This window comes from Phytoactinopolyspora limicola (assembly GCF_011320225.1).
GTDB classification, from domain to species: Bacteria; Actinomycetota; Actinomycetes; order Jiangellales; family Jiangellaceae; genus Phytoactinopolyspora; species Phytoactinopolyspora limicola.
Map to the genome: position 1 here is coordinate 19,587 of NZ_JAAOEN010000009.1, position 25,008 is coordinate 44,594.

General features: G+C 68.1%; 24 protein-coding genes and 1 pseudogene. 19 read left to right on the plus strand and 6 right to left on the minus strand.

Annotated elements, in window-relative coordinates:
- The first annotated feature begins 2 nt into the window (after window positions 1-2).
- The gene (locus G8760_RS19425; protein ID WP_166354243.1) at window positions 3-518 is read left to right on the plus strand and encodes a pyridoxamine 5'-phosphate oxidase family protein; all 516 of its coding nucleotides are present in this window, start codon (window positions 3-5) and stop codon (window positions 516-518) included.
- A gap of 19 nt (window positions 519-537) precedes the next feature.
- Here the strand turns inward: G8760_RS19425 and G8760_RS19430 are convergent, their stop codons facing one another.
- Together G8760_RS19430 and G8760_RS19435 are read right to left on the minus strand one after the other, a co-directional pair.
- Window positions 538-1,077, minus strand: a complete 540-nt coding sequence (locus tag G8760_RS19430) for a GNAT family N-acetyltransferase (RefSeq protein WP_166354245.1) — start codon at window positions 1,075-1,077, stop codon at window positions 538-540.
- 44 nt (window positions 1,078-1,121) lie between these two features.
- The gene (locus tag G8760_RS19435) at window positions 1,122-2,714 is read right to left on the minus strand and encodes an MFS transporter (RefSeq protein ID WP_166354247.1); all 1,593 of its coding nucleotides are present in this window, start codon (window positions 2,712-2,714) and stop codon (window positions 1,122-1,124) included.
- Between the two features lie 148 nt (window positions 2,715-2,862).
- On the opposite strand from G8760_RS19435, the gene G8760_RS19440 reads away from it, so the two are divergent.
- On the plus strand, window positions 2,863-3,726 hold the full coding sequence (locus G8760_RS19440; RefSeq protein ID WP_166354249.1) for a LysR family transcriptional regulator: 864 nt from the start codon (window positions 2,863-2,865) through the stop codon (window positions 3,724-3,726).
- A 195-nt stretch (window positions 3,727-3,921) separates the two neighbouring features.
- Window positions 3,922-4,743, plus strand: a complete 822-nt coding sequence (locus G8760_RS19445; RefSeq protein WP_207782524.1) for an SDR family NAD(P)-dependent oxidoreductase — start codon at window positions 3,922-3,924, stop codon at window positions 4,741-4,743.
- A gap of 5 nt (window positions 4,744-4,748) precedes the next feature.
- Here G8760_RS19445 and G8760_RS19450 read toward each other — a convergent pair whose 3' ends face one another.
- Window positions 4,749-6,695 (minus strand): propionyl-CoA synthetase, encoded by a 1,947-nt coding sequence (locus G8760_RS19450; RefSeq protein WP_281355170.1) that lies wholly within the window; start codon window positions 6,693-6,695, stop codon window positions 4,749-4,751.
- 104 nt (window positions 6,696-6,799) lie between these two features.
- On the opposite strand from G8760_RS19450, the pseudogene G8760_RS19455 reads away from it, so the two are divergent.
- Together G8760_RS19455 and G8760_RS19460 are read left to right on the plus strand one after the other, a co-directional pair.
- Window positions 6,800-7,282 (plus strand): annotated as a pseudogene (locus tag G8760_RS19455) (GNAT family N-acetyltransferase); the annotation flags it as partial.
- A 101-nt stretch (window positions 7,283-7,383) separates the two neighbouring features.
- Complete coding sequence (locus tag G8760_RS19460; RefSeq protein ID WP_166354253.1) at window positions 7,384-7,857, plus strand: GNAT family N-acetyltransferase; 474 nt, start codon at window positions 7,384-7,386, stop codon at window positions 7,855-7,857.
- A gap of 84 nt (window positions 7,858-7,941) precedes the next feature.
- On the opposite strand, the gene G8760_RS19465 is transcribed toward G8760_RS19460, so the two are convergent.
- The gene (locus G8760_RS19465; RefSeq protein ID WP_166354255.1) at window positions 7,942-9,459 is read right to left on the minus strand and encodes a CBS domain-containing protein; all 1,518 of its coding nucleotides are present in this window, start codon (window positions 9,457-9,459) and stop codon (window positions 7,942-7,944) included.
- Between the two features lie 263 nt (window positions 9,460-9,722).
- Between G8760_RS19465 and G8760_RS19470 the strand changes: the two genes are divergently transcribed.
- From G8760_RS19470 to G8760_RS19490, 5 genes are all read left to right on the plus strand, one after another.
- Entirely contained in the window at window positions 9,723-11,294 is a 1,572-nt protein-coding gene (locus tag G8760_RS19470; RefSeq protein WP_166354613.1) for a hypothetical protein, read from the plus strand.
- The gene (locus G8760_RS19475; RefSeq protein ID WP_166354257.1) at window positions 11,291-11,926 is read left to right on the plus strand and encodes a TetR family transcriptional regulator; all 636 of its coding nucleotides are present in this window, start codon (window positions 11,291-11,293) and stop codon (window positions 11,924-11,926) included. The genes G8760_RS19470 and G8760_RS19475 overlap by 4 nt, the downstream gene beginning before the upstream one ends.
- A gap of 171 nt (window positions 11,927-12,097) precedes the next feature.
- Entirely contained in the window at window positions 12,098-12,706 is a 609-nt protein-coding gene (locus G8760_RS19480; RefSeq protein WP_166354259.1) for a dihydrofolate reductase family protein, read from the plus strand.
- A gap of 92 nt (window positions 12,707-12,798) precedes the next feature.
- On the plus strand, window positions 12,799-13,146 hold the full coding sequence (locus G8760_RS19485; RefSeq protein ID WP_166354261.1) for a YciI family protein: 348 nt from the start codon (window positions 12,799-12,801) through the stop codon (window positions 13,144-13,146).
- A 33-nt stretch (window positions 13,147-13,179) separates the two neighbouring features.
- Window positions 13,180-14,400: an RNA polymerase sigma factor gene (locus G8760_RS19490; RefSeq protein WP_166354263.1), complete on the plus strand. Its 1,221-nt coding sequence runs from the start codon at window positions 13,180-13,182 to the stop codon at window positions 14,398-14,400.
- Between the two features lie 78 nt (window positions 14,401-14,478).
- Here the strand turns inward: G8760_RS19490 and G8760_RS19495 are convergent, their stop codons facing one another.
- On the minus strand, window positions 14,479-15,435 hold the full coding sequence (locus G8760_RS19495) for a DNA polymerase domain-containing protein (RefSeq protein WP_166354265.1): 957 nt from the start codon (window positions 15,433-15,435) through the stop codon (window positions 14,479-14,481).
- Between the two features lie 103 nt (window positions 15,436-15,538).
- On the minus strand, window positions 15,539-16,783 hold the full coding sequence (locus tag G8760_RS19500; protein WP_166354267.1) for an acyltransferase family protein: 1,245 nt from the start codon (window positions 16,781-16,783) through the stop codon (window positions 15,539-15,541).
- 178 nt (window positions 16,784-16,961) lie between these two features.
- Between G8760_RS19500 and G8760_RS19505 the strand changes: the two genes are divergently transcribed.
- From G8760_RS19505 to der, 9 genes are all read left to right on the plus strand, one after another.
- Window positions 16,962-17,894: a ParA family protein gene (locus G8760_RS19505; RefSeq protein WP_246222618.1), complete on the plus strand. Its 933-nt coding sequence runs from the start codon at window positions 16,962-16,964 to the stop codon at window positions 17,892-17,894.
- Window positions 17,891-18,772, plus strand: coding sequence for a segregation and condensation protein A (locus G8760_RS19510; protein ID WP_246222619.1), 882 nt, complete (start codon window positions 17,891-17,893; stop codon window positions 18,770-18,772). The genes G8760_RS19505 and G8760_RS19510 overlap by 4 nt, the downstream gene beginning before the upstream one ends.
- Window positions 18,765-19,526: an SMC-Scp complex subunit ScpB gene (gene scpB / locus G8760_RS19515; RefSeq protein ID WP_166354271.1), complete on the plus strand. Its 762-nt coding sequence runs from the start codon at window positions 18,765-18,767 to the stop codon at window positions 19,524-19,526. The genes G8760_RS19510 and scpB overlap by 8 nt, the downstream gene beginning before the upstream one ends.
- The gene (locus G8760_RS19520; RefSeq protein WP_166354273.1) at window positions 19,519-20,259 is read left to right on the plus strand and encodes a pseudouridine synthase; all 741 of its coding nucleotides are present in this window, start codon (window positions 19,519-19,521) and stop codon (window positions 20,257-20,259) included. Before scpB ends, G8760_RS19520 begins: the two co-directional genes overlap by 8 nt.
- A 390-nt stretch (window positions 20,260-20,649) precedes the next feature.
- Window positions 20,650-21,018 (plus strand): chorismate mutase, encoded by a 369-nt coding sequence (gene aroH, locus G8760_RS19525; protein ID WP_166354617.1) that lies wholly within the window; start codon window positions 20,650-20,652, stop codon window positions 21,016-21,018.
- A complete protein-coding gene (locus G8760_RS19530) occupies window positions 21,018-22,139 on the plus strand; it encodes a prephenate dehydrogenase (protein WP_166354276.1) in 1,122 nt (373 codons plus the stop codon). Before aroH ends, G8760_RS19530 begins: the two co-directional genes overlap by 1 nt.
- Before the next feature lie 81 nt (window positions 22,140-22,220).
- A complete protein-coding gene (gene cmk, locus G8760_RS19535) occupies window positions 22,221-22,922 on the plus strand; it encodes a (d)CMP kinase (RefSeq protein WP_246222620.1) in 702 nt (233 codons plus the stop codon).
- On the plus strand, window positions 22,919-23,584 hold the full coding sequence (locus G8760_RS19540; protein ID WP_166354281.1) for a lysophospholipid acyltransferase family protein: 666 nt from the start codon (window positions 22,919-22,921) through the stop codon (window positions 23,582-23,584). Before cmk ends, G8760_RS19540 begins: the two co-directional genes overlap by 4 nt.
- A gap of 24 nt (window positions 23,585-23,608) precedes the next feature.
- Window positions 23,609-24,970, plus strand: coding sequence for a ribosome biogenesis GTPase Der (der, locus tag G8760_RS19545; protein ID WP_166354283.1), 1,362 nt, complete (start codon window positions 23,609-23,611; stop codon window positions 24,968-24,970).
- Window positions 24,971-25,008: the final 38 nt, after the last annotated feature.

The window sequence follows — 25,008 nt, forward strand, 5'->3', positions numbered from 1 at the left end:
TGATGGGCACTGTTGCACCGGCGACGACGTTGGACGAGCGTTTCAGCGACCCGGACGCCCAACCGGTGACTTGGTCGGAGGCGCTGCGGGCGGTGGCCACCGCCGAGCTGTCGTGGATCTCCACAGTGCGTTCCGACGGCCGCCCGCATGTCACGCCGCTGCTGACCGTCTGGCATGAGGGTGGGCTGCATTTCTGTACCGGACCGGGCGAGCAGAAAGCGATGAACCTGCGCAAGAACGCCGCCGTCACGTTGACGACGGGTACCAACACCCTGCATGGAGGTCTCGACGTGGTGGTGGAGGGCACCGCGGTACGTATCACCGATCGGGCAACCCTGTCGGTGCTGGCGGAGGAGTGGGTCACCAAATACGGCGAGGAGTGGCGATTCGAGGCGGATGACGCCGGGTTCCGGCATCCGGCCGGCCCGGCGTGGGTGTACGTGGTGCACCCGGTGACGGCTTTCGGCTTTGCCAAGCAGCCGTACGGTCAGACTCGATGGCGGTTCGGCAGCCGCTGACCAGCGTCGTTCATGAAGGTCAGCGGGATGGGGCGGATCGTTGATGTTCCATCTCCAGCTCGGTATAGCGGGGATCGGGTGGGTACGACATGGTGCCTCCGGTAGGGGTGAACCCCATGCGCCGGTAGAAGGCCAACGCTCGGGTGTTGTCTTCCAGGACGAACAGCCTCACGCGATCGGCCCCGGCGTCGGAATAGGCCCACTCGACGGTACGGGTCATCAACTTCTCCGCGACCTGCCCGCCCCGGGCCGACGGAGAGACGTAGACGCCGATGACGTGGGCCACCACTGGGTCGGTGGCGTCGGTGTCGATGAAGCAGCTGGTTTTCCCGACGAACGTGTTCGCCGCACCTTCGCCGTCGAGCACGGCGGCGAAGGTGCTGAACAACGGATCCTGGGCGCCCCGCCGCACCCGGTCCTGCCAGAAGCGGTCGGGTTGGGCGAGGGCGTCGTCGTACTGCTCGACGAACGCCAGCGGTGAATCCTTCAGCGCTTCGAGCCGTAAGGCCCGATATTCGCGCCATTCGTCGTCGCGCACCCGGCGCACCTGGACCTGCATGACGACTATCTTGCGCGAGACGACCGACAAGAGCCAGTGATTACTTACCGATCCTCGGGGCTAGAGGGGCTGCTGGCGCTGGTCACAGGTGGGGCGTCCAGGGTGGTGCGTCGAGGCGCGGTGCGTCGAGGGGGCGCGCCGCCTCCGACGGCGTGCCGGGGAGCCGGTCGGCCCGGTGGATGCCGCCTGGTCGTCGTCGCGGACGGCATGGCCACTCTGGGACGACGCAGCCGGGCCGGCCGGATTCGGGCCGCCCACCACGCGGCGGGTGCGCGATGCCGGCGGGCGTAGCGGGTGCGCGGCACGATGTACACGAAGCCACGCCCGGGCCGGTCGCGGAGGATGACCCGAGGCCGCAGGCGCCCTCGCCGCGCCAGCGCGATGCCGATCACCAGGGCACCGAGCAGCGGGCCGATGCCGCAGGCCGCCATCGCCACCTGGGGGCTGAAGGTGGACGCGATCCAGCCGATCAGCACTCCGGAGAGCGCTTGTGCGCCGAGTAGGACCACGATGTATAGCGCCATCACCCGCCCGCGCATGGTCGGCGCGGACGTCGACTGCACCAAGGCGTTGCTCGACGTCAGATACATCAGGATGGCCATACCCACCGCGACGAGGACCATCGAGAAGGCGACTTTGTGGCCCATCGTCGCGGCCATGATCTCCAAGACGCCGATGACGGCCGCGCCGAAGACGAGCTGGCGGAGCCGGGCGTGCCGCTGGGTGGTGGCCAGCGAGCCCGCGATGGCGCCCACCGCGACCATGGCGCTGAGCATGCCGTAGCCGCCCGCGCCGGACTCGAAGACCTCGTCGGCGTACGCGGTGAGCACGGTGGCCAGGTTGATGCCGCTGATCGCGACGAACCCGACCAGCACGGTCGGCCAGAGCAGCCGCGGATGCCGTCGTACTCCGGCCAGGCCCTCCCGGAGCTGCCCGCGGGAACGTGAGACCGCTGGTGGTGGGTTGAGTTCCCGTCTGCGCATGACAACGAGGAGCACGACGGCGAGCATGCAGGCACCGGAGTTGGCGACGAACGCGAAGCCTTCACCGACCAGCTCGATCGAGACGGCCGCGAGCATGGGCCCGACGAGAGCGCCGAGCTGGAACACCGACGCGTTGAGGGAGATGGCCGCCCGGAGGTGGTTCAGCCCCACCAATTCAGGGACGAACGACTGCCGCGCGGGGTTGTCGACGACGGTGGTGACACCCAGCAGCGCGGCCATGGCCAGCACGTGCCACGGCGCGACCACCCCGGTCAGGGTGAGCAGCCCAAGCGTCAGCGCCACCACACCCATGATCGACTGCGTGATCATGAGAATGCGGCGTTTGTCGTACCGGTCGGCGATGACCCCGCCGAACAGCCCGAAGGCCAAGATCGGGGAGAACTGGAGGGCGACGGTGAGGCCGACCATGGCGACGTCGCCGGTCAGGGTGAGCATCAACCAGTCCTGCGCGATGCGCTGCATCCAGCCGCAGGTGTTGGTCAGGATTTGCGAGGAGACGTACAGGCGGTAGTTGCGGATCCGGAACGCGCCGAAGGTGGCCCGGAGTCCGGAGCGTTGTGAGGGGGCCGGCGATGGTGGGTTGGCGGAGGGTTGGTCGGGGACAGGGCTGGGCTCGGCGTTGGCCGTGGTCACAGTGGTTCCTGGTCAGCATCGTGGCGAGTGTTTCCCCTTTACGCTAATGACGGTGATTGGATTCACAAAACGAATTCCTGCTATTAATGTCATTGCAAAGCTCAATAAGAGGGTCTGACGTGCGACGAGTCCGGATTGGTGATGCCTGATGTTCGAGCCGTTGCATCTACGTACGTTCCTCGCCGTAGCGCGCACGCTCAGCTTCACCCGCGCCGCCGCGGAACTCGGCATCAGCCAGCCAACCGTCAGCCAGCACATCCGCCGGCTCGAAGAGAGCGCCGGTCGACAACTGCTCAGCCGCGACACGCGAACCGTCGCCCTCACTGACAACGGCCAGGCCATGGCCGGCTTCGCCCGCACCATCCTGGCCGCCCATGACGAAGCGGTCAGCTACTTCACCGGCTCGGCTATGCAGGGCCGGTTGCGTTTCGGCGCGGCGGACGACCTTGCCATCGCGCAGCTGCCACGTGTCCTGCGCGACTTCCGTCAGCTGCATCCGCGGCTCAACCTGGAGCTCACCGTCACTCAGACCGCGACGCTGCAACGGCGCCTGCTCGCCAACCAGCTGGACCTGGTGTTCATCAAGGAGCCACCCGGCCAGACCGAGGGCCTGGTGGTGCGCCGCGACCGGCTGGTGTGGATCGGCTTGCCGGGCACCCAGCTCGCCCCCGACGAGCCGATCCCACTGATCACCTACGCCACCCAGAGTCTCAGCCGCGCCACCGCCGTGCGGGTGCTAGCCGACGCCGGCCGGAGCTGGCGGGTGACCTGTAAGACCCGTCAGGTCAACGGGGTGTTGGCGGCCGTTCGGGCCGGCATTGGCATCGCCGTGTTCCCGGCCAGCCTGATCCCCACCGACATCGAGGCGCTGCCCGCGTCGCTGGAGCTACCGGAGTTGGGCGATATAGACATCACCCTCGTGTCCAACCCGCAAGCGCCGCGGGCTCCGGTGCAGGCCCTGATCGAGGCTATCGTTGGTGGTGCAGCCGTCGCCCGTCCGAGCACCTCATGATCCAGCCGCGGTCGCCTCTCACCCAGTGATCGTCAGCAACATCCTGCTGCTATGGCGACACGATCCCGGCGACGATCACCGGTGGTGCAGGTTGGATCGTGGACGGGCCAGCGGCTATATGTTGCGGCGGTGCCGATGAGTCCGGTGTTGTTTCCCGGTCAACACCGATGACAGCGCACGATCGAACCGGGAGTCATGATCATGCTTCTTGCGGGCAAGACAGCCATCGTCTACGGCGCGGCAGGTTTCGTCGGCGGCGCGGTTGCGCGCGCATTCGCCGGTGAAGGCGCGACGGCCTATCTGGCCGGACGGACGAAACGAACGCTGGACCAGGTGGCCGAGGCGATCCGGAGCGCCGGCGGCGCCGCCGAGGTCGCCCAGGTGGACGTCCTCGACGAAGCCGCCGTCGATCAACATGCCGCCGACGTCGTCGCGGCCAGCGGCGGCATCGACATCGCGTTCAATGCCGTGACCTTCGGCGACGTTCAAGGGGCTGCACTCGTCGACATGCCGTTGACGCACGCCACCCAGCCGGTGATCAACGCATTGCGCGGCCAATCCATCACGACGAGGGCGGTGGCGCGTTCGATGGTGGAGCGCGGCCAGGGCGTCATGATGACGTGCACCGGTTATGGCACGCCGAGCCCTGATCTTGGCAGCACCATGGTGGCGTGGACCGTCGTCGAGGGTCTCTACCGGCAGCTGGCCTGCGACCTCGGTCCGAAAGGGGTGCGGGTGGCATGGCTGCGCACAGGTGGCTTCCGCGAGTCCATTCTGGGCGCAACCGAATACGACTCGCTGCACTACTACTCCGACGGAGACATCACCGCGGTGGGCGACGCGGAGACGGACGAGTCGGTCCGGGAGACATTGGGCCTGCTTGAAGATGGCACCATGCTCAAGCGGTTGCCGACTCTCGCCGAGGCCGGCGCGGCAGCCGTGTACCTCGCCTCTGACCACGCCGGGGGCGTAACCGCGACGGCCATCAACTTGACGGCCGGCGCGACCGTCGATTGAGCCCGCTACCGGGGTGCGGCCGGGTAGCCGGCCTTCCGCAGGGATCCGGAGATCTCATCGAGGATGGCGGGATCGTCGATGGTGGGGGGAGTGGTGTACTCCCGGCCGTCGGCGATCTTCCGCATCGTCGCCCGCAGGATCTTCCCGGAACGGGTTTTCGGCAGCCGGGCGACCACGGCGGCGGTCTTGAACGCGGCCACCGCGCCGATACGATCGCGCACCAGCTGGACGGCCTCGGCGACGATCTCCTGGTCCGGACGGTCGACGCCGGCCTTCAGGACCATCAGCCCCACCGGTAGCTGACCTTTGAGGTCGTCCGCCGCCCCGATCACGGCACATTCGGCGACGTCCGGGTGCTGGGCGAGGACCTCCTCGATGGCGCCGGTGGACAGCCGGTGACCAGCGACGTTGATGATGTCGTCGGTGCGGGCCATCACGAACACGTATCCGTCGTCGTCGACGTATCCGGCATCGGCGGTCTGGTAGTAGCCGGGGAACGCTGACAGGTACGTCTCGCGGAAGCGTTCGTCGGCGTTCCAGAGTGTCGGCGCCGCCCCCGGAGGCATCGGTAGCCGGACCACCAACGCGCCGGTCTGGCCGGCGGGGAGGTCGGCGCCTCGGTCGTCGAGAACCCGGACGTCCCAGCCGGGGACAGGCCGGCCGGGGGAGCCCGGCACCACAGGGGTGTGCTCGATGCCTAGGCAGGTAGCGACGATGGCCCAGCCGGTCTCCGTCTGCCACCAGTGGTCGATCACCGGGACGGCGAGTTTCTCCTCGGCCCAGCGCAGCGTCTCCGGATCGCAACGTTCACCGGCCAGGAACAGAGCCCGCAGGGTCGACGGGTTGTGCCGGGTGATGTGGGTGCCGTCGGGGTCCTGTTGGCGGATGGCCCGGAACGCCGTGGGTGCGGTGAACATCACCCGGACCCCGTGCTCGGCGATCACCCGCCAGAACGCCCCCGCGTCGGGAGTGCCGACCGGTTTGCCCTCGTAGAGCACGGTGGTGCACCCGGCCAGCAACGGCGCGTACACGATGTAGGAATGCCCCACCACCCAGCCGACGTCCGAGGCGGTCCAGAACACCTCGCCGGGTTCCACCCCGTACACGTGCCGCATGGACCAGTGCAGCGCGACCGCGTGGCCGCCGTTGTCTCGCACGATCCCTTTCGGCTGGCCGGTGGTGCCCGACGTGTACAGGATGTAGAGGGGGTCGGTGGCCTCGACGGGGACGCAGTCTGCCGGCGGCACCCCGGCGATCGCGTCGAGCCAGGAGATGTCGCGTGGCTGGTGCAACTCGGCGGTCAGTTGCGGGCGTTGCAGAATGATGCACCGACGAGGTTTCACCTCCACCTGCTCGATGGCGGCGTCGAGCAGGGGTTTGTATTCCACGATCCGGTTCGGTTCGATCCCACACGACGCGGAGACCACGACGACGGGCCGGGCGTCGGCGATCCGCTTGGCCAGCTCGCTCGCGGCGAACCCGCCGAAGACGACCGAGTGGACGGCACCGATCCGGGCGCAGGCGAGCATCGCGATCGCGGCCTCCGGCACCATGGGCAGGTAGATGACGACGCGGTCCCCACGCCGCACCCCTTGGGCGTGCAGGGCCCCGGCGAACGTGGCGACGGCGTCGCGCAGCTCCCGGTAGGTATAGGCCGCCGACGTTCCGGCGACGGGGGAGTCGTAGATCAGCGCGGTCTGGTCCGCGCGCCCGGCGTCTACGTGCCGGTCCAGCGCGTTGTAGCAGGTGTTCATCTGGCCCCCGGCGAACCACCGGTAGAACGGCGCGCTGGTTCTGTCCAGGACGTCGTCCCAGGGGCGATCCCAGTGGATGCCCGTAGCGGCCGCGGCCCAGAAACCCTCCGGGTCGTGGAGCGAACGCCGATAGACGTCGTCGTACTCCGTGCCGGTCGCCATAGGCGCCTCACCCTCCCCATCGTCGTTGATGGTCATGGTCTATCGGCCCACCGTAAACGGACCTGGCGGCGGAGGGAACGCCGAACGGTCCACCGAAACGTGGTTGTTTCTCCGACGCCGCGATGGCTACCGTTCGGTCCGTGGAAATCCGCGAGTTCACCGACCCTGATTGGTCGCAGGTATGGCCGATCATCCGCGACGTCGTACAAGAGCAGGAGACCTATCCGTACGACCCCGCGATGACAGCCGACGACGCCCGCACCACCTGGATCGAACCGGCGCCCGGGCGCACCGTCGTCGCCGTCGACGGAGACCGCGTTCTGGGCACCGGAAAGATGGGCACCAACCGGCCGGGTCCGGGCTCGCATGTGTCCACCGCCAGCTTCATGGTGGCAAGCACTGCCCGCGGCCGCGGTGTAGGAACGGCGTTGTGCCGGTACGCGTTGGCCTGGGCCCGCGGCCAGGGTTATGCCGGCATGCAGTTCAACGCGGTAGTGGAGACGAACCGATCCGCCATCGCGCTGTATGAGCGGCTGGGGTTCCGGGTCGTGGGGACGGTGCCGGGCGCGTTCGAGCATCCGGCGCAGGGCCGGGTCGGACTCCACGTGATGTACCACGAGTTCGCCGGCGCACGAGCGGCCCCAGCACGCGCGGAGGCGGATCACACACGCGACCGTCATGGCGACGAAACACCCAGGTGACATCAGCCTGGCATCGTGCCGTCATGCCGGTCACCATCGCCACGGAAACACCGCTGCAAGATGACGTACGTCTGCTCATTGCCCAGTTGAACGAGTACCTGCGGCCGCTGTCGCCGCCCGAGTTCCAGCACCAGATGACCGTCGAAGAGATGGCCGGGCCGGATACGACGGTGTTCGTCGCACGAGCCGACGACGGTATGGCCGTCGGTTGCGGAGCGTTGAGGGTGCACGACGACGGGCTAGGCGAGGTCAAACGGATGTTCACGGTGCCCGAGTCACGTGGTCTTCGGGTCGGATCGCTACTACTCGACGCGATCATCGAGCGGGCCAACGCGGAAGGTCTGGGCTGGTTGATGCTGGAGACCGGGGTAGGCCCGGGGTTCGCCCCGGCGTGGCGGTTGTACCGCAGCAAGGGATTCCGGCCGCGCGGACGTTTTCTGGACTATCCCGCCAGCGACTGGTCGACGTTCTTCGAGCTGAAGCTGTCAACAACCTGACTTCGCTACCGCCAGATGGTGCTCAGGCCCTTGTAAGGCGCCGAACACCATCTGACGGTAGCGAAGTCGAGGGTGAATGAGGGGTCATCCGTCGCCGTCGACGGTTCGCAGCATCGACACGAAACCTTCGATCGCTTCGATGTCGCCGGCTGGCAAAGTGTCCTGCGAGAAATGCATGAGTTCGTTCCGGATCTTGCGGACCCTATTGACCAGATCGAGAAAGGTCTGATGGTCGAGCGGCCACTCGAGTTGTGCGAAGAGTTCGGAATCCTCGAGGAGCTTGCCATACTGGCCAAACGTCGGTACCCCGTTGCTCCATCGATGGGTGATCTTCTCGACTCTGTCTGCCGGCAACGACCGGATGACATGCCGCCGCAGCCGCAGCTCCGCCTCTTCGACCAGGGAGAACGGCCTGGCCAAGACACCGAACTGGCGAGCGAGGTCATGGGCGGTGACGATGCCTACCAGCGACCGTCGGTCTTCCCCGCGGACCAGGACGTAGCCGCGACGTGAGATCTCATCGATCTGGGCGAAGAGGTCGTCGTCGTAGTCGACCACTCGAACCTGGACCGTGGCATCGGCGAGAGTGGCGTCGGGATTGGACAGCCGGGCGCGGCCGATCGACTCCCACGTCACGGCACCTTGGTAGTAGCCATGCTCATCGACGACGGCTAGCTGCGAGTAGTTCGTCGCCAGCATCCGAGTGACGGCCACGGACAATGGACTGCCGATGACCACCGACTCCACCGTCCGGTCGGCCGCGAGCACGGCACTGACCCGCCATTTCACTGGAATCTCGTCGGGATCCGGGGTGCTGTCTATAGCGGGAGAACCGGTCGCTGCCTCGGACGCGGTGTCGGGCTCAGCGATAGGCACCAACTCGACGACGGAGTCCAACCGGACGGTGGACAGCGATGGCTGAACGGCGATGCCGTCATCGGCCAGCTCGGACTGGATGACCGCTAGGGACGTCGCGGTCCGACGGCTGAAACCCCACATCGCCAACAGGCCGCGGGCTGTCAGGCGGACAGGTTCCTGACCGTCTGAGACGGCCTCGAGGAGATCGGTCCTGGTGGCGTCGGGCTCGAGACTGGCCGAACTGTGACTCCAGCCCGGATCGGGCTCGTGTCGGGCAATCTGTTCGATCCGGGCAGGTGCGTCGTGCCGGGTGAGTTGGCAGACCGTGAGCAGCGAGCCCATGCTGGCGCGCAGGTCAGGTTTAACTTCGCTCCGGCTGATGTCGGTTCGCAGCCACTTCACCGGGCGGACGTGGCGGAAGCCGGGCGGGGCTTCGGCGCGGAACTGGTACGTGCCGGTGACCTCACCGATGGCGAGTCGGGGTGGGTTCTTCAGGGGCATGACAACGAGGTCGCCCACAGCGATCTGACGGGTGAATCGCCAGAGCTGACCGGTCCAGTTGCCGATGAGATATGCCGATTTATCCGGATAGACGCTGGCGAGTTCCTGGCGCAGCGCTGCCCTGGTCTCATGCTGCCCGATGTCTGGGACGTTCTCCCAGCCGGCGATGATAAGCCCCTCGTCGAGTGCGACGTCCTGGCGTTCGCCGTGGCGTCCGGCCCGTACTTGCCATGCAGATCTCATCCATCCACCCCTGGCGCTGGCAATCCGTGGCCCAGAGGCTAGATCAAGATCGCCTTCTTGGCTAGGACCAACGTTCCGAACGGGGGTTTTCCCGACTGCGCTACCGCCAGATGGTGTTCGGGCCCTCGCAAGGCGCCGAACACCATCTGGCGGTAGCGAGGTCGAGAAAAGCCGCGCTAGGCTGGATTTGAGCGAGTGCTCAAACCTGCTGGCGGTGGACGAGAGGTCCACGGGTGGCGGGCGACGGAACGGTGGTGGCGACGATGCCGGACTGGACATATCACCCGCTCCGGGGGATGGCCTCGAGACTTCTGGGAACTCGTCGTTCACAACGTCTGGCGCTGCGGACCATGGCCACCGTTGGGTCGCTACCTGGTGGCGGCTGGCTGATCGCACGCGCGTTCGGGCATCGTCATCCGCCGTCGCACCTGGCCGGTGTCGTCGCCGGTGTGCCGGTGCGGACCCGGCTCGGCGCCGTGGTGCCACCCCATGTGGCGGCGGCTGCCATCCGGGCGTTTCCACTGCTCGGCGCCGGGTTCGTCGAGGTGTCGCCGGCGGGGTTGGCGGACGTCGAGCAGATCCGGGCGGCCAGTGCGCGACGCCGCGTCCCGATCATCGTCCACCCGGGTGGCGCCGACGCTTCGGCGGTGGCGGACACCTTGAAGGATCACGTCGATGCCGTACGCGTCGGCGACGACCCCGCCCTCGTCTACACGCCGGACGGCGACGTACCCGAGACCGCACGTATTCTGTCCGCGGATCGCGCGGCCACGGTGCTCGCCACTCCGGCCGTGCTGATCAGGGAGGGCCCGGGCTGGTTCGCGCGGGTGACGGAGGCGGCTACCACCACCTACCCAGCGCCGACGCTGAGATCGGTGGGCCGCCACCCGCGTAGCTGGCCGCCCTGGTTCTGGGGACTACTCGTCGGCCTCGGAATGATCGGCGCCGGGATCGGTGCGGCCGCGATCACCCTCGGGCCGGTCCTGCTCTGGTATGACCGAGACTTCCTCGGCCTCGACGTCGACCAACTGCATCACATCAACCACCACCTGGTGCATTTCCTGCAACACGACCGGATCACCATGGCCGGCACCATGGTCGCCATCGGAGTGCTCTATGTCGGCCTCGCCCACGGCGGCATCCGACGAGGCTGGCCGTGGGCGCGCGACGTGTACCTCATCTCGGGGCTGGTCGGCTTCCCGAGCCTGCTCTACTTCCTTGGGTTCGGATTCGTCGAGCCGTTGCACACCGCCGTCACCGTCGTCCTCTTCCCGATGTTGCTGCTCGCTACCTGGCGCCGTCCCGGTCAGCCGCGATGGACACTGCTCGGCACCGGGCCAGTTCGGCAGTGGCATCGGGCGCTGGTCGGACAGCTGTTGATGATCTGCACCGGTGTCGGCCTGTTCATCGGCGGTGTTGTTGTCTCGGTGGTCGGCCTCACCGGGGTGTTCGTGCCGAGCGACCTGGCGTTCTTGGGGGCCGGGGCGGCCGAGCTCGACGCGGCGAACAGCCGACTCCTCGACTTCGTCGCCCATGACCGGGCCGGCTTCGGTGGTGCGCTGATGGCGGCGGCCACCGCGATCGTCCTGCTTAGTGCGTGGGGCTGGCGACGCGGCGAGGCGTGGGTGTGGTGGTCGTTGCTGCTGGCCGCGGCGGCTGGTTTCCTGCCGGCGGTCGTCGTCCACGGCGCGATCAGCTACACCGATCTTCTTCACCTCGCACCGGTGTACTTCGGCATGCTGTTGACCGCCGTCGCGCTCGCGCTGGCCCGGCCGTACCTGTGTGCCCACCGCGAACCGGCCCGTCAACCACAGCACGTACGGTCGTCGTTATGACTGACACCCGTCAGCGTTTGATCGATGGCGCGATCCAGACCATCCGCGACCATGGCGTGGCGGGGGCGTCGGCCAGGACCATCGCGGCGGCCGCGGGAGTGAACCAGGCGCTGGTCTTTTACCACTTCGGCAGCGTGCATGAGCTGCTGGAGCAGGCTTGCCTGGTCGCCACCGAAGCGAGAGTGGCGCCATTCGTGGCCGAGTTGGAAGAGGTCCGCGGGCTCCGGCAGCTGCTGGACCTGGGCCGCCGCATGCACGCCGAGGAACGGTCGTTGGGCAACGTCACGGTCCTGGCGCAGATGCTGGCCGCCGCGCAATCCGATCGCCGCCTGGCCGGCCCGACCGCGACCGCCCTGCACTTGTGGATCGCCCCGATCCAGCGGACTCTCGACCGCGTTCTCATCGGCTCACCGCTGGCCGAGCTGGTGGACACGGCCGGTCTGGCCCGCGCGGTGAGCGCGGGGTTCATCGGCCTGGAGTTGTTCGAGGGGGTCGATCCGGCCGGTGCGGACGCCGCGATGACGGAACTGGAACGGCTAGCCGTGATCGTGGAGGCGCTGGACGATCTCGGACCGGTCACCCGGCGGTTGCTGCGCAGCAGGTTGCGTCCGCTGACCACCCAGGGGAACTGACCGGCACCGCCTCGCCCGGTTGAACGCCCGCGGCCATCTGGCGGGGCGCAATACAACCGTTACCGGTGTCTCCCGATATTTCGTGACGGCCGGGAGGTCCCTGTCGATTTCAGACCCGGCCGTTCGTGTAGGGGGTGAAACCAACCGTCAATCGAAGAAGGATGGCTGTCGATGGGGAACGTCGTCGTATTCAACAACCTCACGTTAGATGGCGTCATGCAGGCGCCGGGCAGGCCAGATGAAGATCGCCGGGGCGGATTCGCGCACGGCGGCTGGTCGCCGCCGTATGGAGACGAGGTGATGGGCCGCGTCATGGCCGAAGGCATGGCCGAGGGGGGACCTATCTTGCTCGGGCGTCGGACCTATGAGGACTTCTTCTCCTACTGGCCGAAACAGCAAGACAACCAGATCAGCGACGTGCTCACCAAAACACCCAAATACGTTGCGTCACGGACGCTGACCGAGCGGTTGCCGTGGGAGAACTCCACGCTGGTTGCCGATGCCGTCGCCACCGTGCCGCGGCTCAAGGCTCAGGAGAGCAAGGACATCACCGTGCTGGGCAGCGGGAACCTGCTGACGTCGTTGATGCGGCACAACCTGGTGGATCGGTACATACTGCTGATCCATCCCCTCGTGCTGGGGTCCGGGCAGCGCATGTTCGGTGAGGGTGACCTGGCGCGGCTGCGATTGGTGGATTCGGTGTCGACAACCACCGGCGTCATGATCGCCACCTATGAACCCGTGAGCGGGACCGGCGGTGCCCGTGCGGTTCGTCATTGAGCCACGTGTGGCCCGGAAGGTCCGGTATCTGTTCAGGCAGTGAGAACGGCGCCGCAACGGTAACGTCGCGGTGCACAACAAAGGAGTTCGTTATGGCCCAGTACCTGCTGAGTGTTTACCAACCCGACGGCCCGGTGCCGCCGCCGGAGATGCTCGAGCCCATCATGCGGGAGTTGGACACCCTCAACCAGGAGATGAAAGACGCAGGTGTGTGGGTGTTCGCCCGGCCTCTGCATCCACCGAGCACCGCGACCGTCCTCCGGGCGCAGGGCGACGACATCGTCACCACCGATGGTCCGTTCATCGAGAGCAAGGAGCACCTTGGTGGGTTCACCATCGTCGAGGCGCCGGACTTGGACGCCGCCTTGGTGTGGGGGGCCAAGCTGGCCCGGGTCACCACGCTGCCGATCGAGGTCCGCCCATTTGTTGGCGACGAATGACAACGGCCAGCTCTCAGGGGAATGATCGGCGGCATGGCGGTCATTCCCACTGAGGAGATAGCCCGCGTCTTCCGCGAGGAGTACGGCCGGGCGGTGGCTGTCCTGACCCGCCACTTCGGTGACATCGGCATAGCGGAGGAAGCGGTCCAAGACGCTTTCGCCACGGCGGTGCAGCGGTGGCCGGAGGCCGGACTGCCGCCGAGCCCGGCCGGCTGGATCATCACCACTGCCCGCAATCGAGCCATCGATCATCTGCGACGTGAGGCAACCCGCGACCAGCGGCATGCCCAGGCGGCAGTGCTGCATGCAGGCGACGAACCAGCGGAGGAGGGGCCCGTGCGGGACGACCAGCTCCGGCTGATCTTCACCTGCTGCCACCCGGCGTTGGCCACCACCGCCCAGGTGGCGCTGACGCTGCGCTTGCTTGGCGGGCTGACAACCCCGGAGATCGCCCGGGCGTTCCTCGTTCCGGAACCGACGATGGCGCAGCGGCTGGTGCGGGCCAAGGGGAAGATCCGGGACGCTCGGATCCCGTACCGAGTGCCGGGTGATGCCGACCTACCTGATCGGCTGCCGCCGGTGCTCGCCGTCGTCTATCTCATCTTCAACGAGGGGTACACCGCCAGCGGCGGAGACGGCTTGGTCCGCGCCGACCTGTGTACCGAGGCGATCCGGTTGGGGCGGCTGCTGGCCGAGCTGATGCCCGACGAGCCTGAGGCGATCGGGCTGCTGGCGCTGATGCTGCTGTCCGAGTCCCGGCGGGCGGCTCGGACGTCGGCCGACGGTGGGCTGATGCTGTTGGCCGAGCAAGACCGCACCCTCTGGGACCAGGATTTGATCGCGGAAGGGCAGCACCTCGTCCGGCAGTGCCTGCGGCGTGGTCAGCCTGGGCCGTACCAGATCCAAGCCGCGATAAACGCTGTGCACAGCGACGCGCCGAGTATCGACACCACCGACTGGGGCCAGGTGCTCACTCTGTACGACCAGCTCATGGAGATTGCGCCGACGCCCGTGGTGGCGCTGAACCGGGCGGTGGCCGTCGCCGAGGTAGACGGTGCGGAGGCAGCGTTGCGCCTGGTCGACGAGCTGGCCCTCGACCGGTACCACGTGTTCCACGCCGTACGCGCCGACCTCCTACGTCGGTTGGGCCGGGCGTCTGAGGCGATCGAAGCGTACGACGCGGGTATCGCCCGCACCAACAACGCCGCGGAACGCCGCTTCTTGGCGGCCGTGCGCGCCGAACTCGCGACGTGAGCGCCCCTTGCGTCCTGCAAGGTGTGCGCTGGGGCGCTCGGGGCGCAGGACGTTGCGGGTAGCGCTGGGGGCGGCGGGCTACCCGCCCTGCTGGCGTCGCTCGCGGGCGCGGCGTTTACCCTCGTGCATCGCCTGGACCCGAGCAACCGGGATGTCGTGTCCCTCCGCGACCAGATCGGCTGGCAAGTCCTGGGGCTGGGGCATCCGCTCCGTCCACGGGTCGGCGGCACCCAGCAATTCGAGCGCGTTTCTGATGTGGAAGTCCGCTGGTGTGATGTCGTCGAGCTGGTCCCATGCGACGGGGAAGGACACCGGCGTGCCCGGCCGGGCCCGCGGGCTGTAGGCGGCGATGACCGTGGCACCGCCGGACCGGGTCGAGTCGAGAAACACCTTCCCCTGTCGATCGTCGCGGATGTACGCGGTGGTCGCGAGATCCGGATCGAGGCGTTCGGCCCGGGCGGCGAGCGCGCGGGTAGCGGCGGCGACGTCGTCGTGCGACGCGGGGGTGACGGGGATGAAGATGTGCATACCTTTCGCACCGCTGGTTTTGACCGCACCGCCGAGCCCGGCGTCGTCGAGTGCCCGGTGGACGAGCCGGGCCGCGCCGACCACGACGGCGAAGTCCCGGCCCTCCGGCGGGTCGATGTCGATGATCATGTGTGTGACGTGGTCGAACTGGCCAGCTCGCACGAGGGTGGGGTGGTATTCGATCGCGCGCTGATTGGCGAACCACAGCAGGGTGCGACGGTTGTTGCAGAGCGCGTAGGACACCTCGCGCTTCGAGGCTTCGGCCCACACGGGCACGGTTTCGATCCAGTCCGGAGCGTACTTCGGCAGGTTCTTCTGCATGAAGGGCTTCTGACCGCGCAGCATCCGGATCACCGACAACGGACGATCGTTAAGTTCTGGCAGCAGACGGTGTCGGACGGCGTCCAGGTAGTCGACGAGATCTCGCTTGGTGGCGTCGGCGTCGGGGGACAGCGGCTGGTCCAGGTTGGTGAGCGACACCCCGTCCCGCTCCTCGTCCGCACTCATGATGTCACCCTGGCCGAGGGGTAGAGGGAAGTCAACGGCGCCAGCCACCTCGTTGCGTCCTGCGGGGTGTGCGCTGGGGCGCTCGGGGTGCAGGACGTTCCGGTCAGGTGGGGCGCATGCCGAACAGGAAGCGGGAAAGCCGGAAGCGTCGTACGAAGAGTTCGTAGCCGGCGACGGTGATGACGAACGACGCGCCGACGATGATCACGAACTTGACCGCCATCGGCAACTCCCACTTCACCACCTCGAAGGCCACGGCGACCACCACTGGCTGATGCAGGACGTACAGCGGCAGCACGGCTGGTCCGATGTAGGAGTACCACCGGCGCGCCCATCCATAGCGTGAGGGCACCGTTGACGCGCTGGAAGTCTCGGATATGCCCGACGTAGGCGTCGGCTGACGCCGCATCCGGCGTTGGTCGAGCAACCCCAGAATCGCCACCAGCCAGCACCAGCCCGCCGCGCCATACGCCACCCGGGTGGCGAGGGCCAGCGGCGTCATGTCGGTGAACGGGTCGTCGGCGAGCAGGATCCCAGGCAGCACCGCCAGGAACAGGGTCGCGCCGATCACCGCGGCCAGCTTGGCGTCGCGAAACATCGCGGCCCGGAATCGTCCGTCGGTGGCCAAGAGCAGCCCGTAGAGGAAGAACAGCAAGTAGGCCCAGCGATGCCAGGCCGCGAAGTCGGTCTCCATCCCGAGACCAGCGGTAACGGCGGCCACCGGTACCGCCGGCAGCAGGATCACTCCGCGGTGCCGCACGGCGGCGGCCATCCGGTCGTGGGCGCTGGCCAAAGCGCGTGACGGCAGCCAACGCGCCGCACCGGCCACCAGCAGCGAGAACACCAGCAGCAGGACGACGAACCACAAGTGCCCGGACTCGAAATAAGAACCTCGCAGTACGAACGGGAAGTTCTCCGGTGCGAATCGGACGTTGAAGAACCGCGGCCAGAACTCGAGGTACGACTCCTCATACGTGGGATCGGCGCGCTGCCGGTACCACTGGGGGAGCGGAAGTAGTGCGACGGTGGCAAACAGGAGCGGCACGCCGAGTCGGCGCAGGCGTTCGGTGGCCAGCCCCGCCGGCCCGCGCCGACGCAGTGAGTGCCAGGAGCCGAGACCACCGATGAGGAAGAGCATCGGCATCGCCCAGATCACCGCGAAACCGCCCAAGATCAGGATCGCGTCAGTCGTCTCGTCGTTCTTCACGTAGAAGTCGTCGTCGGTGGCGAATACCAGCGCCGAGTGGAAGACGAACAAGCCCAGCACTACCAGCGCTCGGATGGCGTCCAGCTCTGGACGCCGCCCGGCGGGGACCACGCTTGGGTTGCCCCGCTGACTGGCGGTCATGGCGCCTCCGCCCCTCGGATGCCGGCTGGTGTAGTCCGCCCAGTCGGTCAGGTACACACGATCATGGACATTGCCGGTGCGGCTACCATAGCCCCCACCCTGGAGCGAGTAGGCTCGCTTGAGGATTGGTACGCCGCCGAGGTCGAACGACCTCCGACACCGAGGAGCTCTGAAACCCGTGCCACCGTCGAGTCAAGACGCCGCGGCCGGTGTGTTGCCGCTCGAAGGCGTCGGTGCGGCGCCGCCCACCGGGACCGCGTCCGACGATGCCGAGCACGACCTCGGCCCCACCCAGCGCCCTCGAGTCGACTTTCCGAAGCCGGTGCCGGTCGACCGCCACGGGCCCGCGCGGATCGTGGCGATGTGCAACCAGAAGGGTGGTGTCGGCAAAACCACCAGCACCATCAATCTGGGCGCCGCGCTGGCCGACTATGGCCGCCGCGTGCTCCTGGTCGACTTCGACCCTCAGGGCGCGTTGTCGGTCGGGCTCGGCCTCAACCCGAACGACTTCGAGCTGTCGATCTACAACGTCTTGATGGACAACCAGCTCAACGCCGGCGACATCCTCCAGAAAACGCCCATCGACGGCATGGACCTGCTGCCGGCCAACATCGATCTCTCCGCCGCGGAGATCCAGCTGGTCACCGAGGTGGGCCGGGAGCAGGCGCTCAGCCGTACCCTGCACCCGCTCGTACCGCATTACGACATCATCCTGATCGACTGCCAGCCGTCCCTGGGCCTGCTTACCGTCAACGCGTTGACCGCCTCCGACGGTGTGATCGTGCCGCTGGAATGTGAGTACTTCGCGCTGCGCGGGGTGGCCCTGCTCCAGGAGACCATCGAGAAGGTCCGCGACCGGCTCAACCCGCGGCTGGAGATCGAAGGCCTGCTGGCCACCATGTACGACTCCCGCACGGTGCACGGACGTGAGGTGCTGGCCCGGCTGATCGAGGCGTTCGGGGACCGCGTGTTCCACACCGTCGTCGGACGCACCGTCCGGTTCCCGGAGACGACGGTGGCCGGCATGCCGATCACCTCGTTCGCGCCGTCGTCGCCGGGCGCCAAGGCGTACAAGCAGCTGGCCCGCGAGGTCCTGGCGAGGTGGACGTGACCACCAGCGACACCGAGCCGTCGCTGCTGTTCGACGTCGAGCTCGACGAGCCGGCCGGCGACGACGAGTCCAGCTCCGGGTTCGAGGTTCATCTGGTCAACTTCGAGGGCCCGTTCGACCTCCTGCTCACCCTGATCGCCAAACACAAACTCGACGTCACCGAGCTGGCGTTGCACCAGGTCACCGACGAGTTCATCGCCTACATCAAGGACGTCGACTGGGACCTCGACGAAGCCAGCCAGTTCCTGTTGGTGGCCGCCACCCTGCTGGACCTGAAGGCGGCGCGGCTGCTGCCCAGCGGCGAGGTGGAGGACGAGGACGACCTCGCCCTGCTGGAAGCGCGGGATCTACTGTTCGCCCGGCTGCTGCAATACAAGGCGTACAAGGAGATCACCGCGGTGTTCTCGGCCCGGCTGGCCGAGGAGTCGCTGCGGTACCCCCGCGCGGTGGGGCTCGACGAGCGTTACGCGAGTTTGTTGCCGGAGGTCGTGGTGGGTCTGGGCCCACACGAGCTGGCGCAGCTGGCGGCCAAGGTGCTCACGCCCCGGCCGGAACCCACGGTGGGGTTGACCCATCTGCACGAACCGCGAGTGAGCGTGCGCGAGCAGGCGGTCGTCGTGGTCGACCGGCTGCGTGCGTCGAGGCAGCTGACGTTCCGGGCGTTGGCTGCCGACTGCCCGTCCACCACGTATGTCATCGCCCGCTTCCTGGCGCTGCTGGAGCTGTACCGTGAGCGGGTCATCGCCTTCGAGCAGCTGACCCCGCTGGGTGACCTCACCATCCGGTGGACCGGCGACGACGATGACGACGCGCCGATCGGCGTCAGCGACGAATTCGACACACCCAATTTGGCCGCGGGGGAGACCACGGATGACTGAGCACCTGACCCAGGCCGCTCATACCGGTGAGCAGACTGGCCCTGGGCCCGGCGAGCCAACGCTGTCGGCATCGATCGAGTCGATCCTGCTGGTGGTGGACGAACCCATCGACGAGGTCACGCTGGCCCAAGTGCTGGAGACACCCCGGGAGGACGTCGCGGCGACGCTGCGCCAGCTATCGGCCGAATACACCGAGGCCGGGCGCGGGTTCGACCTTCGCAACGTGGCCGGCGGCTGGCGGTTGTACACCCGCCCGGAATGTGCCGCCGTCGTGGAGCGGTTCGTGCTCGACGGCCAGCAGGCCAAACTCACCCAGGCGGCGCTGGAGACGTTGGCGGTCGTGGCGTATCGCCAGCCGGTGAGCCGGGCCCGGGTGTCCGCGGTGCGCGGCGTGAACTGCGACGGCGTCGTCCGTACGCTCACTACCCGTGGGCTGATCGAGGAGGCCGGCGTCGACACCGAGTCTGGCGCGACGTTGTACCGCACGTCGTCGTACTTCCTCGAACGCCTGGGAATGACATCCTTGGCAGAGCTGCCACCATTGGCGCAATACCTGCCCGATGTCGACGAGATCGACGCTGAACCGGAGCCGGTGGACCGGCGGGCCCGGCAGCAGGTTGAGCTGACCGCGGACGACGCCACTGACACCGACGCGGACGACGCCACTGATGACGACGCCGGCGAACCTGGTGGCGCCGATGACGGCGGCACCGAGGTATCCGGTGTGACCCCGGTGGCGACACCGGATGAGTGACGCGGACGACGGTGTCCGGCTGCAGAAGGTACTCGCCGGGGCCGGCGTAGGCAGCCGGCGAGCGTGTGAGGTGCTGATCGCCGCTGGCCGGGTAGAGGTAGACGGCGAGATCGTGCGCACCATGGGTCTGCGGGTCGACCCCGCGGCGGCCGTCATCAAGGTCGACGGGATGCGGATCACCACGGCGGAGGCCGGTCTGGTGCATTTGGCGCTGAACAAACCCCGCGGCGTCGTCAGCACCATGAGCGACCCCGAAGGTCGGCCCAGTCTCGCCGATTACCTCGGTGGCCGGAAGGAGCGGCTGTTTCACGTCGGCCGGCTCGACGCCGACACCGAGGGGTTGATCCTGCTGACCAACGACGGCGAGCTCGCCCACAGGCTGGCCCACCCGAGCTACGAGGTGTTCAAAACCTACGTCGCCGAGGTGCCGGGCCCGGTGGCGCCTGCGGTCGGCCGGCAGCTACGCGACGGCATCACCCTGGATGACGGGCCGGTACACGTGACGTCGTTCCGGGTGGTCGACCGCGTGGGCGCGCGGGTCATGGTGGAGGTCGTGTTGCACGAGGGGCGTAAGCACATTGTGCGGCGCCTACTCAAGGAGGTGGGCCATCCGGTCCATCGGCTGGTCCGGACCCACGTCGGGACCGTAGCGCTGGGTGACCTACGCCCGGGTAAGTCCCGGCCGTTGAATCGTGAAGAGATCGCCGGTCTGTATCGCGACGTCGGCCTCTGACCACGCGCCGGATCAGCCTGCCGGGTCCGGCAGCGGCTGCCACCCCGTTGCCGGCGGCTACCGGACCCTCACAGCTGGCAGCCACCATCCCGCAGCTGGCCATAAGGAGGCTTGTTGTCGCTATGGCGACAGTAAGGAAGCTTGTTAGGCGGCGGGGTGTGGCCGTAAGGAGGCTTGTTGTCGCTATGGCGACAGTAAGGAAGCTTGTTGCGCGGCGGGGTGTGGCCGTAAGGAGGCTTGTTGTCGCTCTGGCGATCGCGCGGCGGTGGGCTAGGCCGTCGGCCGCACGGTCGATTCGGGCGGACAATAGGAGACCAGGTACGGTGCACTGTTGTAAACGTGCCGGGAAGCGAGTCATCGGATGATGTGCGCGGTGAGAACGGGGGAATGGTGACCATCAGGGCGGTGCGGGGCGCGACGCAGCTCGACGTCGACGAGGTCGAGCACCTGCTGGAGCGGACGGCCGAGCTGATGCAGGCTGTCCTCAAGCGCAACGACTTGACCTCGGACGATGTGATCAGCATCTTCCTCACCGGCACCCCGGACGTGCGCTCGGCGTTTCCCGCGGCGGCGGTGCGTGCTCTCGGGATCACCGACGTCCCGCTGATGTGCGCTCAGGAGCTCGACGTCGAGGGGGCGATGCCCCGCGTCGTGCGATTGATGGCCCACATCGAGACGGACCGGCGGCGAGACGAGATCCGGCACGTGTATCTGCATGGCACCACGGTGCTCCGTGACGACCTCGCTGAGGACGATTGATGACCGGCGCAGCGTCGCCCCCCGGAGGATCCACCGGCAACGGCTTGAGCGCCTTGGCGGGTGGGGTGCTGGTGGTTGGCACCGGCCTGCTCGGCACGTCGGTGGGGTTGGCGCTGCGGCGGGCCGGCGTCGACGTCCGGCTGCGCGACACCAAAGCCGAGGTGTTGGGGGAGTCGGTGCGGATGGGGGCCGGCCGGGTCGAGGAGCCGGGGGAGGGCCCGGCGGCGCTGGCCGTGGTCGCGGTGCCGCCGGAGGCCGTCGGGCCGGTGGTAGCCGACGTCCTGGAACGTGGTGATGCCGACTATGCCACCGACGTCGCCAGTGTGAAGAGACTCCCGGCCGAGCAGGTTCGGGCCCGGCTCGGAGATTCGGGCCGTTACGTCGGCGGGCATCCCATGGCTGGGCGGGAGATCTCCGGGCCCAGCGGCGCGCTGGCCGACCTGTTCGACGGCCGGCCGTGGGTGTTGTGTCCCGGTGAGCACACCGATCAACAGGCGGTTACCCGGGCGTTGGCCGTGGCCCGACTGGTGGGTGCCGCACCGGTGACGATGACCGTCAACGACCATGACGACGCCGTCGCCCTCGTCTCCCACACCCCACACCTGGTGGCGGCGCTCATGGCAGCCAGGCTGGCGGATGCCCCTGCACACGAGGTGCGGCTGGCCGGCCCCGGTGTGGCCGACGTGACCCGGGTGGCGGCCGGCGATCCAGCGCTCTGGACGGAGATTCTCGCGGCCAACGCCACGGCCGTGCGGGCGGTGCTCACCGATCTGCGCGGTGACCTCGACCGGCTGCTGGACGCCCTGGAGGGCTCGGAGCCGGGGCGGTCGGACCTTTACCAGATCATGCGCAGCGGTGTCGACGGACGGGCCCGGCTGCCCGGCAAACACGGTGCCGCCCACACCGAGTTCGTCACGGTCGCGGTCATGGTGGACGATCGGCCAGGTCAGTTGGCGCAGCTGTTCGCTGACGTCGGTGCGGCTGGAGCCAACGTCGAGGATGTCCGTATCGACCACAGCCCGGGGCAGCCGGTGGGCCTGGTCGAGATCGACGTCCGCGCGGGTGCCGATCAGCCGTTGCGGACCGCCTTGGTGGAGCGCGGCTGGCACGTCCATGCCTAAGAGGCCGCGGTGGAGGGGCGAGGCACGCCGGAAGGCAGGGGCAGCTACATGATTGGCCCCGGACGGATTACCCTTCTCGACGTGCCCTCCGATTCGACCGATTCGTCGCCCAACCTTGTCGTGGCCATCGACGGCCCGTCCGGATCCGGCAAGTCCAGCGTGGCTCGCCGCGTCGCGGCCGCATTACATCTGCGCTACCTCGACACCGGGGCCATGTATCGCGCGGTCACGTGGTGGCTGCTCGAGCAGGGGGTTGATCTCACCGACACTCGACGTGTGGGGCAGTTGGCGCCGCAGGCGCCGGTGCGGGTGGGCTTGGACCCGGTGACGCCGACGGTTCACGTGGGCGACGTCGATGTCGCTGCTGCCATCCGGGAGAGCCGAATCTCGGCCGAGGTGAGCAAGGTCGCCACCAATCTGACCGCGCGTGCCGACCTCGTCGCCCGCCAGCAGCACGTCGCCGCGCAGGGCGGTGTCGTGATCGAGGGACGCGACATCACCACGGTGGTGGCTCCCGACGCTGCGGTGCGGGTGCTGCTGACGGCGAGCGAGGAGACCCGGCTCGCCCGTCGAGCGCAGGAGTTACATGGCACGGTCGACGCCGGCGCCCTCGACGCGACGCGTGACCAAGTGGCCCGCCGGGACGCCGACGATTCCACGGTGGCCCGGTTCCGTGAGGCAGCCGACGGCGTCGACGTCGTCGACTCGTCCCAGTTGACGTTGGATGAGACCGTGGGGGCAGTACTGGAGCTGGTGGAGAAACGGACCGGGATCACACCATGAAACCAACGTCAGGCGTGCCCGGCAGACTGGGCGCCGCCTTCGGTCGCCGCCTGGCTGCGATCCTCGCCCGCCTGTTCTGGTCGGTGCGCCGGTATGGGACGGAGAACCTGCCGGAGTCTGGGCCGGTGATCTTGGCCCCGAACCACACCGGGTTTCTCGACGCGCCGTTGTTGATGGCGACGTGCCCCCGGCCGATCCACACCCTGACCAAACAGGAGCTATTCCGTGGCCCGATCGGCTGGGTGTTGCGCAGCGTCGGGCAGATCCCGCTGGACCGCGACGAACCCGGCCGCAACCTGCTCGAGGCTGGCCTGGGCGTGCTCGAGGACGACCGCGTGCTCGTCGTGTTCCCCGAGGGCACTCGCGGCGCCGGAGACTTCAGCCAGATGCGCACCGGGCTGGTGTGGTTCGCTTTGCGTTCCGGCGCGCCCGTAGTGCCCGTCGTCATCGGCGGTACCGGGTCCCGTGGGCGTACCGTGGCCGGTCTGCCCCGGCCGAGGGCGAAGCTCGACGTCGTGTTCGGCGCCCCGATCACGTTGCCGGACGCGGCGGGGCGACGGACCAAGTCGGCTCTGGAGGCGATGACGACGCAGCTGCGCGATGTGATGCTCGCTCATCGCGAGTCGGCGTACACGCTGCTGCGGAACAATCGGAAGAAGTAATGAGCCCTATGACGAGGAGACGCCGTGACTGAGCCCACCGAGGCGACCGACCACCTGGACACGTCCGGTCCGTTGCCGGTCGTGGCCGTGGTCGGCCGGCCCAACGTGGGAAAGTCGACGCTGGTCAACCGGATTCTTGGGCGGCGTGAAGCCGTCGTCGAGGATGTCCCCGGGGTCACCCGTGACCGGGTCGCTTACGAGGCGGCCTGGGCCGGTCGAGCGTTCACTCTCCTCGACACCGGCGGCTGGGATCCCGAGGGCGAAGGTATGGCCGCGCGGATCACCGCCCAGGCCGAGGTGGCGGTGGCCGCCGCCGACGTCGTCGTTTTCGTGGTGGACTCCGTCGTCGGCGCTACTGATGCCGACGAGGCCGTTGGCCGGGTGCTCCGACGGGCGGGTAAGCCGGTGATCCTCGCCGCGAACAAGGTCGATGGTCCGTCCGGCGAGGCCGACGCCACGGCGCTGTGGAACCTTGGCCTGGGGGAGCCGCACGCGGTCTCGGCGCTGCACGGACGGGGCAGCGGCGACATGCTCGACGCCGTCCTGGCCGCGATGCCCGACGCCCCGGCGGAGAGTTTCGACGTGGAGTCCGGACCCCGGCGGGTCGCGCTGGTGGGTAAACCCAACGTCGGCAAGTCCAGTCTGCTGAACAAGCTGGCGGGGGAGGACCGCGTCGTCGTCGACTCCGTGGCGGGGACCACCGTCGACCCCGTCGACGAGATGGTGGTCCTGGGCGATCGGGAGTGGCGGTTCATCGACACCGCCGGAATCCGCCGCCGGGTCCGGGAAGCGTCCGGCGCCGAATATTTCGCGTCGTTGCGCACGGCCACCGCGCTGGAACGCGCCGAGGTCGCCGTCGTACTGGTCGATGCCAGCGAACCCCTCGCCGAGCAAGACCTGCGGATCATCTCCATGGTGGAAGAGGCCGGCCGGGCGCTGGTGCTCGCCTACAACAAGTGGGACCTGCTCGACGAAGAACGCCGCGAGACCCTGGAACGGGAGATCGACCGCCAGCTGGTGCGGGTCCGGTGGGCGCCGCGGGTGAACGTGTCCGCGCTGACCGGCTGGCACGTCGATCGGCTGGTCCGGGCGATGGACACGGCCCTGGAAGGATGGGGCACCCGGGTGCCGACGGCGCGGCTCAACTCGTTCCTCGGCGAGCTGGTGGCGGCCAATCCGCATCCGTTGCGGGGCGGCAAACAACCACGCATCCTGTTCGGCACCCAGGCCGACGTCCGCCCACCCCGGTTCGTGCTGTTCACCAGCGGGTTCCTCGAGGCGTCGTACCGCCGGTTCATCGAGCGGCGGCTGCGTGAGGAGTTCGGGTTCGCCGGCACCCCCATCGAGCTGTCGATGCGGGTGCGGGAGCGCCGGTCTCGCCGCTGAATCACTGGCGCGGGGCCGTCGGACTGGTGGGGAGGAGA